This is a genomic window from Streptomyces hyderabadensis (assembly GCF_020404845.1).
GTDB lineage: Bacteria > Actinomycetota > Actinomycetes > Streptomycetales > Streptomycetaceae > Streptomyces > Streptomyces hyderabadensis.
In genome coordinates this window covers 74,688-89,488 of sequence record NZ_JAIOJZ010000031.1, presented here as the reverse complement: position 1 = coordinate 89,488, position 14,801 = coordinate 74,688, and the positions used below count along the sequence as shown (strand labels likewise).

At 70.9% G+C, this 14,801-nt stretch carries 11 protein-coding genes and 1 pseudogene; 2 read left to right on the top strand and 10 right to left on the bottom strand.

Translation table 11 applies throughout. The features are described from left to right. The 9 genes from K7854_RS23420 to K7854_RS23380 form a co-directional block, all read right to left on the bottom strand. A partial coding sequence (locus K7854_RS23420) for a carbohydrate ABC transporter permease (protein WP_226028518.1) occupies positions 1-800 on the bottom strand: 800 nt, incomplete at its 3' end. Next, complete coding sequence (locus K7854_RS23415) at positions 797-1,708, bottom strand: carbohydrate ABC transporter permease (RefSeq protein WP_189742903.1); 912 nt, start codon at positions 1,706-1,708, stop codon at positions 797-799. The genes K7854_RS23420 and K7854_RS23415, both read right to left, overlap by 4 nt. A 2-nt stretch (positions 1,709-1,710) precedes the next feature. Next, positions 1,711-2,985 carry an ABC transporter substrate-binding protein gene (locus tag K7854_RS23410; protein ID WP_226028517.1) on the bottom strand — a complete coding sequence of 425 codons (1,275 nt, stop codon included), beginning with the start codon at positions 2,983-2,985 and terminating at the stop codon, positions 1,711-1,713. Positions 2,986-3,029: 44 nt separating this feature from the next. Beyond that, positions 3,030-4,475, bottom strand: coding sequence for a hypothetical protein (locus K7854_RS23405; protein WP_226028516.1), 1,446 nt, complete (start codon positions 4,473-4,475; stop codon positions 3,030-3,032). 26 nt (positions 4,476-4,501) lie between these two features. Continuing rightward, positions 4,502-5,386 carry an amidohydrolase family protein gene (locus K7854_RS23400; protein ID WP_226028515.1) on the bottom strand — a complete coding sequence of 295 codons (885 nt, stop codon included), beginning with the start codon at positions 5,384-5,386 and terminating at the stop codon, positions 4,502-4,504. Continuing rightward, positions 5,383-6,396: an aldo/keto reductase gene (locus K7854_RS23395; RefSeq protein WP_226028514.1), complete on the bottom strand. Its 1,014-nt coding sequence runs from the start codon at positions 6,394-6,396 to the stop codon at positions 5,383-5,385. The genes K7854_RS23400 and K7854_RS23395 overlap by 4 nt, the downstream gene beginning before the upstream one ends. 5 nt (positions 6,397-6,401) lie before the next feature. After that, a complete protein-coding gene (locus tag K7854_RS23390; protein ID WP_226028513.1) occupies positions 6,402-7,421 on the bottom strand; it encodes a hydroxyacid dehydrogenase in 1,020 nt (339 codons plus the stop codon). After that, entirely contained in the window at positions 7,418-8,680 is a 1,263-nt protein-coding gene (locus tag K7854_RS23385; protein ID WP_226028512.1) for a mandelate racemase/muconate lactonizing enzyme family protein, read from the bottom strand. The genes K7854_RS23390 and K7854_RS23385 overlap by 4 nt, the downstream gene beginning before the upstream one ends. 175 nt (positions 8,681-8,855) lie before the next feature. After that, positions 8,856-9,734: a fumarylacetoacetate hydrolase family protein gene (locus K7854_RS23380; protein ID WP_226028521.1), complete on the bottom strand. Its 879-nt coding sequence runs from the start codon at positions 9,732-9,734 to the stop codon at positions 8,856-8,858. A gap of 276 nt (positions 9,735-10,010) precedes the next feature. On the opposite strand from K7854_RS23380, the gene K7854_RS23375 reads away from it, so the two are divergent. Next, on the top strand, positions 10,011-10,793 hold the full coding sequence (locus K7854_RS23375; RefSeq protein WP_226028511.1) for an IclR family transcriptional regulator: 783 nt from the start codon (positions 10,011-10,013) through the stop codon (positions 10,791-10,793). 794 nt (positions 10,794-11,587) lie between these two features. Beyond that, a pseudogene (locus K7854_RS37700) lies at positions 11,588-12,826 on the top strand (right-handed parallel beta-helix repeat-containing protein); the annotation flags it as partial. Between the two features lie 211 nt (positions 12,827-13,037). Here the strand turns inward: K7854_RS37700 and K7854_RS23365 are convergent. Next, a complete protein-coding gene (locus K7854_RS23365) occupies positions 13,038-14,735 on the bottom strand; it encodes an APC family permease (protein WP_226028510.1) in 1,698 nt (565 codons plus the stop codon). Positions 14,736-14,801 lie beyond the last annotated feature (66 nt).

Below are 14,801 nucleotides of genomic sequence, written 5' to 3'. Positions count from 1 at the left end.
CGCTGCATCACGATGAAGATCACCAGGATCGGGATCACCGCGAGCAGCAGGGTCGGGAACACCTTGGTGTAGTCCGTGGAGTACTGGCCGACTGCCGCGTACACACCCGTGGTGACGGTGTAGACGCCGCTGCCGGGACCGAGGATCATCTGCGGGCTCGCGAAGTCGTTCCAGACGCTGAGCGAGTTGAGGATGAAGACCGTGGCGATGATCGGCCGCATCAGCGGCAGGATGATCCGCCACAGCGTGTAGTACCTCCCGGCCCCGTCGATGGCCGCCGCCTCGTCCAGCGACCTGGGCAGCACCCGGATGTAGCCGAAGAACACGAACAGCGTGAACGGGATGGTGGTGGCCGTCATGAACAGGATGAGCCCCGGCATCGTCCCCATCAGCCCGATCGTGCGCAGCACGAAGATGACCGGCACCAGGATCACCTGGGTGGGGATGAACATGCCCGCGATGAAGAAGAACAGCAGCAGCCGCGAGAGCAGCTTCGGCGTGCGGGCCAGGACGTACGCCGCGGGCGCGCACACCGCCATGGCGAGGGCGTTCACGCAGAGCACCAGTGCGATGGTGACGCCGTAGCCCTTCAGGATGCTGAAGTCGGGGTTGTTCCAGGCGTCCGCGAGGTACTGGAAGGTCGCCGAGCCGAAGCCCGGGGAGAACGGGTTGGCGAGGATCTCCTGCTGGCTCTTGAAGGCGTTGACCACCAGGAGGTACATCGGCACGAGCATGCCGAGGGACACCAGGGAGATGAACGCGACCCGGACGGTGGCGGCCGAGGTGAGTGTTTTCTTCATCCGATGGACTCCGCGTCGTCCTCGGCGCGCCTGCGCAGCACGAGGACCGTGATGGCCAGGACCGCGGCGGCGACGATCAGCAGCACGGCCTGGGCCGAGGCGACACCGATGTCCCGTTGCGGGAAGGAGACGGCGAGGATCGAGTAGGCGAGGGTCTTGGTGGATCCCGCCGGGCCGCCGCCGGTCAGGGACACCACCACGTCGTACGTCTTCAGCAGGGAGATGCCGGAGGTGATGACGGCGACCGTCACGGTGGACGCCAGCGAGGGCCAGGTGACGGCACGGAAGGTCTGCCACCTGTTCGCACCGTCGATCCTGGCCGCCTCCAGCAGATCCGCCGGCACCGCCTGCAGGCCCGCCAGGTAGAGGATCAGCTGCACGCCGAAGAGCGACCAGACGATGACGAGGATCATCGACCACAGGGCCCAGTCGGGGTCGCTGAGGAAGGGCAGACTGTCGGTGCCGACCTTCTCCAGCATGGTGTTGACCACGCCCTGCGGGCCGAGGATGGCCTGCCACAGGAAGCCCACGACCAGCGCGCTGAGCACGTGCGGATAGAACATGACGACCCGGCCGAAGGTGTTGAACCGGTTGGTGCGCTGCAGCAGCAGCGCGAGACCCAGCGCGGCCAGGTTGACCGCGACCGCGCCCACCACGGCCACCACCGCGGTGACCACCATGGTCCCGGTCATGTCGTCGGACTCGAATATGGACCGGTAGTTGTCCAGGCCGACGAACTCGGGGACGCGGTGCGGGAATCCGTTGTACTCGGTGAAGCTGTAGTAGAACGCGTAGATCACCGGTACGACCAGCAGGGCGGCGTAGATGAGCACCGCGGGGACGACCATGCTGACGCGGGCGCCCAGGTCGCGCCATCCCCGCGGCTTCGAAGCAGCTGTCCGTTCCATGGTCAGCGGTTCTCGTCGACCCACTGGTCGATGCTCTTGGCGGCGTCCGCCGGGCCCGCTCCGGTGTACAGGCTCTGCGCGACCTCGGTGAACTTCGGGTTGAATCCGGTGACGGGCAGCCGCACGTTGCCCTGGCCCTCGCCGACGGCGACCAGTGCGGGAGCGGCGTCCAGGACGCCCTGGATCTGTGCGTCGACCTCGGACTGCTCGCGCTGGGAGCCCTTGCGGAACACCCCGTCCGAACCCAGCTGCGCCTCGATGGCCTTGGCGTCGGTGACCAGGTACTCCACCAGCTGCTTGGCGCCGTCCTCGTCGCCGATGCCCTTGCGGATCATGTAGGGGTTGGCCATGGTGGCGCCCTGCGGCCCCGGGTACTCCTTGCCGTCCGCGGCCGGCGGCGAGAACACGCCCACCTCGAAGGGCAGGTCGCCGGCCTTGTTCAGGGTGGCGGCGAACCAGCTGCCGTTGGTGTACAGGCCCACCTTGCCCGCGGTGAAGTTGCCGTCCGCCTGGGAGGGGCTGAGTCCGACGTCGCTCTTGTTGATGTACCCCGCCTTGATCCAGTCGGCGTACAACTGGAACGCGGGCTCGTAGGCGTCGCCGACCGAGAGCTTCTCGTCGGAGACCGCGGTCTGCCACTCGGGGTGCAGCTGGTTCAGCGTGGGGTGGTAGATCTGCTGGAGCTGGAGGCCGGTCTGGAAGTCGCCGGCCGTCTGCATCGGCGTGTACCCGGCCTTCTTCAGGTCGCCCAGGTCCTTGGTCAGCTCCTCCCAGGTGGTGGGCGGCTTGCTGATCCCGGCCTTCTCGAAGGCGGTCTTGTTGTAGTAGACCAGCGACTGCGTCTGGGTGCCGACGCCGACCGCGTAGTGGGCCTCGCCCATGGCGTACTCGTCGAACATCGGCGTGCCCTTGGCCCAGGCCTCGCCGCTCAGGTCGATCAGCTCGGGTGCCGTGTCGTCGTCCGGGAAGATCGACTGGATGACGTCGGGCGCGGTGCCGGCCGCCAGCTGCTGCGGGAAGGACTCGGCGACCGACTTGCCGGTAGGGCCCTCTATCTTCACCTTCAGACCGGTCTCGTCCTCGAACGGCTTGACCAGCTTCTCCCAGTACGCCTGGTTGAGGTTGTCGGTCAGATTCACCATCATCCGGATCTCGCCGTCCTCGCCCCCCGCCGAGCCGGAGCCCGACGAGCAGGCCGCGACGAGAAACAGCGGAACCACGGCGGCAAGCGCGGCACCGCGCGCCTTGCTCCCTCTTCTGGCTGACGTCATTGTCATCTCTCTTTTCCTCGGTGGGGAAAGCCGGCGGTGTCGTTCGGTTGTCACAGCCGCCCCCGGTAGGGCAGGGGGCCGACGGCCATGATGTCGGTGGGGGTATCGCCGCGGTCGACGCGGTAGATGCCGTCGTCGGCGACGAAGAACTCGGGGACGTCCGGGTAGCGCAGCTCCTCCGGGAGCGGCTCGCGGTCCGTCCAGGCGAAGAACTCCCGGGCGAAGACGGCCCGGTCCTTGCGGCCGTACAGATGCAGGTCGCCCGCGGTCAGCGGACTGCGCACGGACCAGTGGACGTCGGACTCGGCCCAGTACGCGCGATCGCTGACCAGCACCGACTGCCGTTCGCGCGGCCCGGTCACCCGGTCCCAGAAGTCGTCGTCCGGGCCGTACCGGGCCATCAGGAACAGCAGGTCGTGCGCGTGCCAGGCGGTGCTGGGCGCGATGTCGGCCTCGTTGTGCCAACCGCTCGCGGAGGCGAAGTAGCCGGCCGGTGTCTGATAGCGGGCGTAGGTGGCGAGGCAGGCCTCGGTGAACGCCTCCAACTCGGCGTCCGGCCCCTCCGCCAGCACCTCGTGGATGCCGTACAGGGTCAGGCCCATGCCCGCGATCAGCATCGGCGTGTCCGTCTTCAGCGCGCGCTCGCCCCGTACGTACCAGTAGCGGTGGTAGCGGGTGGCGCCGGTCTCGTCCGTCCAGGCCGACCTGGCCACGTGCCGGCACAACCGCCGTGCCTCGTCGAGCAGTTCCGGATCGCCCTGGGCGCGGTACCCGAGCACCAGCGGCACGATCATGAGCCCGTAGTACTCGGCAGGCTCCAGGATGCCGCCCTCGGCGCGGTCGCGCACGGTGCGGAACGTTCCGGCGCTGTCCGCGTCGGGCACTCCCCGGTGGTGGAAGAGCCGGACCAGCTCCGACAGGTCCTCGGGGATCTCGTCGGCGTACGTCTTGTCGTCGCTCAGCTCCGTGTAGAGCTGCTTGACCCAGACCCGGGCGTACTCCTGGTTGCAGGTGCCGTCCTCGCCGGGGCGTCCGCCGCCGTAGACCTCGCAGGCGTCCAGGTTGCGTCGCACCGCGGCCAGTACGGCGGCCACCTCGTCGGCCGGCAGCAGGTGACCGGCGTGGCGCACGGCCAGCAGCATGCCGAGGCTGCCGACGGCGTTGTGGATGAGGCCGCTGGTCGCCGACTCGCCGACCTGGAAGCCGATGTGCGCGTACTGCCCGTCGGGCTGCACCTCGGAGCACTGGTATCGCAGCAGCCGGCGCAGCAGGGCGAGGCCCCGCTCGTCCGGCCGTGCCGCCAGGGCCTGGGCCCAGGCGCCGACGGCCGGACCGGCGAACGTGGTGTGTCCGCTGGTGAAGTCCAGGAAGGTGGCCGGGTTGGTGCCCCACACACTGTGGTTGTGGAAGCCGTTGATCGCCCCTTCGTCCGTCACCCAGCTGTGCAACCAGCCGGCCAGCGCGGCCGTGTCCGGCGTCGTGGTGTGGTGTTCCATGGCGTTGGCGTTCCTTCCGGAGCGGATCACACGGCCGCGCGGTGCGCGGCGTCCAGCAGGGCGGGGTCGAGGCGGTAGAAGCGGGCGGCGGTGCCGCCGAGCACGGCGGCGCGCTCGTCGGGGGCCAGCGGGGCGAGGAGTTCGCACACGGACTCCCAGGTGCGCGCATAGCCGCCGGCCAGCAGGGAGACCGGCCAGTCTCCGCCGTACATCAGCCGCTCGGGTCCGAACAGCTCCAGCGCGTCCTCGACGAACGGCCGGACCTCGGCGGTGGTCCACGCGTCGAGGGGGCCCGAGGCCGAGTAGAGCCCGGAGACCTTGGCGTGCACGCCAGGGTGCAGCGCGGCGGCGGCGATCAGGCGGCGCCACTCGGCCCGGTCCTCGCGGCCGCCGCCGACCGGCGGCTTGCCGAGGTGGTCGACGACCAGGCGCAGGCCCGGATGGCGGCCGGCCAGTTCGGGCAGGTGGCGCAGCGCGGCGGGCGAGGAGGTCGAGTAGTCGAAGGGGAGACCGGCCTCGGCGAGCAGCGCGAGGCCCGCACCGGCGTCGGGGCCGAGGATCCAGTCCGGGTCGGACCGCTCGTGGAGCAGGGTGCGTACGCCCACCACGTGCGGGTCGCCGCGGAGCGCGGTGAGACGGGCCCTGGCCCGTGCCGGGTCGTCCAGCGGGGCCCAGGCGACGACACCGACGACCTCCGGGTGCGCGGCGGCGGTCGCCAGCATCAGGTCGGTGTCCGCGTCGTTGTCGGCCGCCTGTACGAGGACGGCCGCGTCGACCCCGGCGGTACGCAGGCCCGGACGGGCGTCGTGGAAGCGCATGGCGCGGTCGACGGGTGACATCGCGGGGCCCAGCCAGTCGTAGGCGGCCACCTCGGGGTCCCACACGTGCAGGTGGGCGTCGACGACGGTCATGACCGCTCCCCGGGGTCGGACGGCGTGGACGGTGTGCCGGGGTCCGCCGGGACCAGGCCGAGGTCCGCCAGCTCCGCCCAGAGCGCGTCGGGTACGCGGGCCGCGAGCCGCTCCGCGTTGGTCCGGGACTGCCGCGCGTCACGGGCGCCCAGCACCACCGACACGACCGCCGGGTGCCGCAGCGGGTAGGCGACCGCGGCCTCGGGCAGCGTGACGCCGTGGCGCTCGCAGGCGTCGGCGAGCGCGCCGGCCCGCGCGATCAGCTCGCCGGAGGCGGGCAGGTAGTCGTAGGTAGCGTCGGACGGCGGGCGGTCGGCGGCGAGCAGTCCGGAGTTGTAGACGGCGGCGGCGACGACGCCGACCCCGCGCTCCTGGGCGAGCGGCAGCAGTTCGTCCCGCGCGGACTGGTCGAGCAGTGTGTGGCGCCCGGCCACCATCACCACGTCGACGTCCGAGCGGCGGACGAACTCGGCGAGCATCGCGGCCTGGTTCATGCCCGCGCCCACCGCCTTCACCACGCCCTGGTCGCGCAGTTCGACGAGGGTGTCGACGCCGGTGGTGGACGCCTCGTGCCAGTGGTCGTCGGGGTCGTGCAGGTAGACGACGTCCACGTGGTCGAGCCCGAGCCGGGTCAGGCTGCCCTCCAGGGAGCGCAGGATGCCGTCCCGGGAGAAGTCCCAGTCGCGCCGGTGGGTGGCGGGCACCGCGAAGCCGCCGTCGTCCTGCCGGTGTGCGGTTCGGGGGCTGGGCACCAGCAGCCGGCCCACCTTGGTGGACACGGTGTACTCGGCCCGCGGACGCCCGGCGAGCGCGGCACCGAGACGGCGCTCCGACAGTCCGAGCCCGTAGTGCGGGGCGGTGTCGAAGTAGCGCACGCCACTGTCCCAGGCCGCGTCGACGGCACCCTGGGCGTCCGTGTCGCTGGTCTCACGTGCAAGGTTCCCCAACTGGGCCGCGCCCAAGCCGAGTTCGGTAAGCTCCGGACCGCGGGTGAGGGTACGGGTACGCATCCGCCTCACCGCACCCTCGTACGTGGGGAGGCTGCGAGGTCCTCCGGGTGGGCGAAGGGCCGGCCCGCCGCGAACCGCTCCACCTCGTCGACGACGGCGTCACCGAGGCGGTGCAGCTCCCCGCCGAGCGAACCCGCCAGGTGCGGCGTCAGTACGACGTTGTCCAGCGTCCACAGCTCGCTGCCGGGCTCGGGCGGCTCCGGGTCGGTCACGTCGAGGACCGCGTCGATACGGCCGGTGCGCAGCTCCGCGATCAGGGCCTCCTGGTCGACCACCCCGCCGCGGGCGGTGTTGACGAGGGTTGCGCCGTCCGGCATCAGGGCCAGCCGCCCGGCGTCGATCTGGCCGCGGGTCGCGGCAGTCAGGGGCTGGTGCAGAGACACCACCCGGCTGCTCGCCATCAGTTCGTCGAGCGGCACCAGGCGCGCGCCGAGGGCCCGAGCCTGTTCAGCGGTGAGCGTGGGGTCGTACAGGAGGACGTCCAGGTCGAAGGGGTGCAACAGGGCGAGCAGCGCACGGCCCACGGTGGAGGCGCCGACGATGCCCACCGTCTGCCGGTAGTTGCCACCTCCGGCGTACGCGCCGAAGTGGTCGGGGCGGGTCCGCGAGGCGCGGTAGCGGCGCTCCTCGGTGAGGACGTGCTTGTTGGCGAGCAGGATCATGGCGAGGGTGTACTCCGCCACCGGCCCCGAGTTGGCGGCACGGGCGTTGGCCGCGACCACGCCGCGGGCGGCGAAGGCGGCCGGGTCCTCCAGGCAGGTCGCGGCGACCCCGCCGGCGTACACCACGGCCCGCAGCCGCTCGGTGCCGGGCAGGTGCTCGGCCCGTACGACGGGCGCGTCCCAGCCCGCGACCAGGATCTCGGCACCGGCCAGCGCGTCGCGGGAGCGGGGGGAGTCCAGTTCGCCGAGGACCAGTCCGGTGTCGATGTCGGCCGCGCGGCGCAGCCGCGCCAGGGCATCCTCGTCGAAGACGGCGCGGACCAGCCGGGGGTTCATGGCGAAGACGGCACGTGGTCGCGTCACGGCGTGCTCTCCCTTTCGGTGCGCTTGGTGCGCTCGGTGCGCGTGGGACGGTGGACGGGGCCGGGCACGGCGACGGAGGCGGTGCCCGCGGGGGAGCGGGTGGTGGCCCGACCGGGCGGGCCGGACTCGGGCACGAGCCGCAGACCGGCGTCGCGGGGGCGTACGTGCGGACCGTCGGGACGGGCCCAGCCCGCGTCCATCTCCGGGGCGGCGAGCGCGTTCTCGTCGACCGTGATGCCGAGCCCCGGTGCGTCACCGAGGACGATGCCGCCGTCCTCGATCGCCTGGTCCACGGTGAGTCCGGCCGGGCTGCCGGTGTCCTGCACCTCGGTGACCAGGTGGTTGGGGGTGGCGGCGGCCGCGTGCGCCAAGGGGTTGGCGTGGTAGCCGACCGGGCTGACCGGGAGGTCGTGGCCGTGGGCGAGGGTGGCCACCCGCAGGAAGTGGGTGATGCCCCAGACGCCGGCGGTCTGCACGACCTGGAGGGCGTCGGCCGCCAGCAGGGGACGGAACTGCTCCAGGCCCGTCAGGTTCTCGCCGCTGGCGACGGCGGTGCGGGAGGCCCGGCCCACGGCCCGGTGGCCGTTCGCGTCCCAGCGGCGCACCGGTTCCTCGATCCAGGCGAGTTCGACACGGTCCTCTATCCGGGCTAGCAGCCGTACGGCCTGGTGCCTGCCCCAGGACTCGTTGACGTCGAGCATCAGGGCGGGGGAGCGGGTGTTGGCGCGCAGCACCTCGGCGACCGCGCGCAGCCTGCCGACGTCCCGTTCGGTGTCCAGGCCGCCCTTGAGCTTGGCCCCGGTGAAGCCGCGTGCGGCCCAGTCGGAGTACAGCCGGACCAACTCCTCCTCGTCCAGCGCGATATCGAGGCCGGACGCGTAGCCGGGCACGAAGCGGTCCGCCGCGCCGAGGGTGCGCCACAGCGGTTCGCCGGCCATCTTCGCCTTGAGGTCCCACAGCGCCATGTCGAAGGCGCCGATGGTGCCGAAGGCGGTGCCGGCGTGGCCGCTCTTGAAGGTGTGGGCCAGCATCCGGTCGTAGAGCGTGGTGACCGCGCGAGGATCCTGCCCGTCGAGGGCGGGGAAGACCCGCCGGGCCTCGCCGTGCGCGCCGAGGCCGACTCCGGTGAGGCCGCCGTCGGTCTCGACCAGCAGGACCGGGACCTCGGTGACGCCCTGGGCGACGAAGCCGTTCGCGTCCCCGACGGGACGCCCCCAGCGGTGCACGGTCGTCAGGCTCCGGAATCCGGTGATCTTCAACTGCTCCCCCTCTTCGAGCTCTCCTCGCCGTCCCGCCCGCCGGGCCACCCGTCCCGCGCCAGGAAGAACCGAGAGGCGCGGGAGGTGGGGGAGCGTGCCGTCGGGCCAGGGGAACGGGCGTCGTGCGGGTGACGGAATCAGTTCCGCAACCCTGCCCTCATTGAGTCGTAACGTATCATACAAGTGATGACTGAGAAGAGGTCTCGGCGGCGACAAGTGCCTGGCGCTGACGCCCCAGCCCTTCGATCTCGATCTCCATGGCGTCACCGGGCTTCAGGTAGGGAAAGCGGCCGGACAGGGCGACACCCTCCGGTGTGCCGGTGTTGATGACGTCCCCCGGATCCAGCACCAGGTACTGGCTCAGGTCGTACACGATCTGCGCGACGGAGAAGATCATGTCCGCGGTGCGGGAGTCCTGCCGCGGCTCGCCGTTGACGAAGGAGCGCAGCCGCAGACCCTGGACGTCGGGCACCTCGTCGGCCGGGACCAGGTACGGGCCGAGCGGGTTGAACGTGGCGCAGGACTTGCCCTTGGACCACTGGCCGCCGGAGTGCTCCAGCTGGAAGTCGCGCTCGGACACGTCGTTGGACACCGCGTAGCCGGCCACGTGGTCCAGGGCCTGCTCGGGGGAGTCCAGGTACCGCGCCGTCCGGCCGATGACGACGGCGAGTTCGACCTCCCAGTCCGTCCTGGCGGAGCCGCGCGGGATCTCCACGTCGTCGTGCGGGCCGACCACCGTGTTGGGGGGCTTGAAGAAGATCACCGGACGCGACGGCGGCTCGCTGCCGGACTCCGCCGCGTGCGCCGCGTAGTTCTGGCCGACGCAGACCACCGCGCCGGGCCGGGCGACGGGCGGCCCGAAGCGCAGCCCCTCGGCCGCCAGCACCGGCAGCGCGTCCTCGGCCAGCGCCCGCCGGGTGCGGGCGATGCCGTCCGCGGCGAGGAAGGCGCCGTCGATGTCGGAGGTGAGCGAGGAGAGGTCCCGGGTGACGCCCCGGTCGTCGATGACGGCGGGGCGTTCCCGCCCGGGGTCTCCGAGCCGTACGAGTTTCATGTGCCGCTTTCCTTGGTCGAGGCCCCGGCGGGCCGAGTTGTCCGCCGCGCCGCACACGCTTGCCCCGGCCGGTCGGCCGGGGGCGGAGAGGACGGAGGTGGTGGTCGCCATGACGGGGCGGGAGCCGATTCCGGGGCGTGCGCGGGGGTCCGCGGTGACCGGCGCCGTCGTGGCGCCGCCGCTCCGGGCTGGTGGGCCCAGTATCGGTGTACGGCACCGCTTGTTGTCAATGGACTGCTTTACCTGTCAACAGGCTGACAACTAGGGTGTGGCGCCATGAGTACTCGGGACGGATCGGTATGGGCCAGTGCCGCACCGGCGCCGGCCGTGCTGCGGGCGGGCGCGATCCTCGACGCGCTGGCGGACGCCCGCGGTCGCGCGCTGTCGCCCGCCCAACTGGCCGCCGCCGCGGGCGGCATACCGCGCGCCTCCGTCGTCAACATCTGCGCGGCCCTGCACGAACGGCGACTCGTCCGGGCCGTGGAGGGCGGCTTCGCCCTCGGGCCGGGGCTGCTGGGGCTCGCCCAGTCCTACCTGGACGCCCTCGACCCGGTACGCGCTTTCCGGGAGCAGGTGGGCCGCCTGGGCGACCGCGAGGAGACGCTCCAACTGGCCACTATGGAAGGCACGGACGTCGTCTACCTGGCGGTGCACGAGGGCACCGTCCTGATGCGCCTCACCAGCAGGGCGGGGGCGAGGCTCCCGGTCACCTGCACGGCGCTGGGCAAGGCCATGCTGGCCGGTCTGGACGAGGCTGGGGTGAGTGAACTGCTCGCGGACCGTGAGCCGTTCGAGGCCCGCACGCCCTGGTCGATCACGACCCTCGACGCCCTGCTCGCGGCCGTGCGCGACACACGCTCGGTCGGTCACGCCGTCGACGACCAGGAGACCGTCGAGGGCATCGTCTGCGTCGCGGCGGCCGTGCCCGGACTGCCGACCGGCGGCCGGCCCTTCGCCGTCAGCTCCTCGCTGCTCAAGTCCCAGGCCACACCCGAGCGGGTGGCGGCGCTCGCCGCGCTCATCAAGGGAGTCGTACGACGGATGGGCGGGGCGGACTGAGGTGACGGCCCGCTCGCTTCACCGTCCGGGACCGGTGGCGGCCCCGGACCGGTCGGGCAGGTGAGCCGCCGGGCGAGGTCCGTCAGGGCCGCCCGCTCGTCCGCGCCGAGCTGGGGAAATGCCGGCAGGCCGGTATCGGTCATGGCGCCACGCTTCCTGGAATGCGTCGACTTATGACTCAGGGGGCGCGCGTTCGTCGTCCATCGCATCATCAATTTCAGGTTCAGCCCTGTGTATTGACGACACCACGGCATGAACATATTAACTATCGTTGCTCGATCAGTGACCCACTAGTCATGTACGGCGATGCCGTGCGAGTGTTCCGCCCGAGCGAGCAACCCAGGGGCGGGTCCCGCCTCCTGCGGGCTTCGGGCCCGTCGGCGGCCGACGCGAGCCGCTGGACGACGCCGACGCCCCCGGACCAGGAACACGAGCCCGCGCGCCATCAGCGCCCGTGACGGCACGGAACCCACCGGCCGGACCACAGGGATCCGGACCACGACATCACGCACCCCACGCGCCAAGGAGACCTCGTGCCCACTACACAGGTACGACCAGTACGACGAAGGACCAGACGACTGCCCCTGCTGCTCGCGGCCGGCGCCCTGCTGGTCGGCGGCGCGACCCTGGACCCGCCCGACGCGAGCGCCCAGGCCGCCGGCTGCAAGGCCACCGAGCTGTTCGTGTCCCCCGACGGCAGCGACAAGGCCAAGGGGACCAAGAGCAAGCCGTTCAAGACCATCGAGAAGGCCCGCGACCACATCCGCGACAAGGGCCTGAACCGACCCGGCAGGATGCGCTGCGACATCCACGTCAACCTGCGTGCCGGCGACTACCCGCTGAGCCGCACCGTCGAGCTCGACGACCGCGACTCGGGCAGCGGCGGCCACCAGGTCGTCTACCGCTCCTACGACGGTCCCGGCAAGGCCCGCGTGACGGGCGCCCAGCCGGTGACCGGCTGGGAGGAGTACAAGGACGGCATCTACCGCGCCGACGTCGGCACGGACAGCCCCTTCTACACCCTCTTCGAGGACGGCACCCGCGCCACCACCGCCCGCTACCCCAACCGCAAGTCCGACGACGAATGGGCCCCGTACCTCACCTCCACCCTGCCGGAACCGGAGAAGGAGGCCGTCCACCAGTGGCTGTACTCCAACCCCGGTGACTGGGAGGCGAGCTGGGACCTCAGCAACGCCCAGGCGGTGGTCTGGTCCGGCGGCAGCTGGAGCTGGTTCACCGACACGGTCCCGATCCGGGACTGGAACCCCGCCAAGAACCAGATGACGCTCAAGTACTGGACCCGCTACGCGCTCAACAACTCCGGCGGCGGCTCGCGCTACTTCCTGCAGAACTCGCTCGACTTCCTGGACCAGGCGGGCGAGTACTACCTGGACTTCAAGAAGGGCCAGCTGTACTACAAGCCGCGCGGCGACATCGACGACGTCACCGTGCTGCGCCCCACGGTCAAGACCCTGTTCGACCTGTCCGGCGCCGACCCCGACCGGCGCGTGGAGGGCATCACCCTGGACGGACTCGCCCTGCAGTACAGCGACTTCGTCGACTGGTACCGCAACGGCTGGATCAGCGACGGCGACTCCGGCGAGGTGCACAAGTACCCGGAGTACGACCGGCAGATCGAGATGCCGCGCAACCGCTTCGGCGCCGTCACCCTCACCAACAGCAAGGACGTCACCCTGTCCCGGCTGAAGATCTCCGACACCGGCTACCACGCCGTCTACGCGCTGGCCGCCAACGACCACCTGACGGTCCGCGACAGCCTGCTGGAGAACATCGGCGCCGACGGCATCAAGGTCGAGGGCCCCTACCCGGGCGAGGGAAACACCTCCAACGGCCACCTGCTGACCAACAACTACATCACCCACTACGGTGAGCTGAACCCCGGCGACGCCTCCGGCATCGAGCTGATGAACACCGGGAACAACACCGTCAGCCACAGCCACGTCAAGCACAGCGCCCGCTACGGCATCAGCCTCGAGGTGCGCCCCGAGGTGGCCCTCAAGGACAACTACGCCCGCAACAACACCTTCGAGTACCTGCGCATCGACGAAGCCGGCCTGGACAGCGGCGACATGGGCGCCTTCTACACCTACGGCGTCAACAACGTCGAGCCGTACCCGATGGACAACCACGTCCGCCAGATGGTCATCGGCGACGTGATCCCGGACGAGTCGATGCCCGACAGCGGCACCCGGGGCATCCACATGGACGCCGGTGGCTGCGGCTTCACCTTCGAGGACATCGAGGTCGGCAAGACCACCGACCAGTCGTACCAGAGCTACCAGTGCAACGACGTCGAGAACGCCAACTGGGAGGACGGGTACGACAAGTCGAAGATGGAGTACGACAAGATCGGCGTGACCGCCGACTTCCCGTACCCGCTGCCCGACGGGGACACCCAGTGAGCCGTCCCTGACCGGTCGGCCGACGAACGCCCCCGGGCAGCGTGCCGCACACGCCGCTGCCCGGGGTGCGGTGCGCGCGACCGGTCCCGAATCCGCCCGTGCCGGGAGCACCGAGCACCCGGTGCGCGTCGAGGGCGCCGACGCCGATCACCCGTACCGGCCGCGAACACGTGGGACACGAGGTCACCCGCCCGCGCTCAGCTCGTTGACGGGGTACCGCGCAGGCTCCCCCGTCAGGACCCTTACGGCCTCCTCCACCGCGATGGTGCGGACGATGCCGATGGCTTCCTCGGAGTAGTAGGCGGCGTGCGGGGTGATGATGACGTTGGCGGTTGATCCGGATCAGCCCCCACACCCCGAGCGGGAAGACCACGACGACCAGCCAGGCGCCTTCGGTGAACTTCGTGGCGGCGAAGATCAGCACGACGGCGGCGGAGACGGCCGCCGCGAGCGCGTTGACCGTGATCTTCACCCTGTGCAGTGGTTCTCGTCTGCGCAGGTGGTAGGCGGTGAGACCGGCCCCCGCCATGGTGAAGGCCGTGTACACGCCGATCGCGTAGAGGGCCACCAGTTTGTCCACGCTGGCGCCCGTGACGAGCAGCAGCGCCAGCGACAGGGCGGAGAGCGTGACGATGCCGTTGGAGAAGGCCAGCCGGTGCCCGCGCCGGGTGAGCAGCCGTGGCAGGAACCGGTCCTGCGCGACGAAGCTGGCCAGGAACGGGAAGCCGGTGAAGGGGGTGTTGGCACCGGTGTAGAGGACCAGGGCGGTCGCCAGCTGGACGAAGACCAGACCGGCCGTACCCGCTGTTCCGTCTCCGAAGGCGAGCCTCGCCTCCTGTGCGATGACGGTGGGGGTTCCGTCGGTGTAGGGCACGGCGTGGGTGAAGTGCGCGAGGGTGGAGACGCCCAGCACCAGGACGGCGAGCACGCAGCTCATGGCGATCAGGGTGTGCCGGGCGTTGCGGCCCTGGGGTTCACGGAAGGCGGAGATGCCGTTCGAGATCGCTTCGAGTCCGGTGAGGGAGGAGCCGCCGTTGGCGAAGGACCGCAGCACGATGAAGAGGGAGGCGCCGTACAGCCAGCCGTCGCCGGGAGCGGTCAGGTCGGCGTGCGGCAGCTCGCCCGGCAGTGCGCGCACCGCCGCGACGAGGAACACCAGGCCCACGGAGACCGGCAGCTGGAGGTGGTCGAGCCCCGTCCAGCCGTTGCCCGCCAGATGGGCGAGCGAGATCAGCGCGTTGGTGCCGGCCGACGTCTGGACGGCGACGGTGACGACGTAGTCGACCAGCAGGAGCGCGCCGGTGACCGGCATGACCAGTGTGAAGGCGGCAGCTCCGACGACCGGAACGAGGACTCGGAGCATCTCCTCCGAGCCGTAGGCCGACGAACTGATGCAGTCGGACGCGAGCACACCGAGCGCCGTCCGGTTGCTCAGCTTTTCCTCGCTGACACGTTCGGTGGTGAGCGGCTGCCCGAGGAGTCGCCGTTTGACGCGGTACACGAGCCGATCGGGGGTCATGCGCTCATCGAAACGGGCGGCCGCCCCAAGACCTGGGAGACACACCCGCGAGATGCGGGAGTCGCT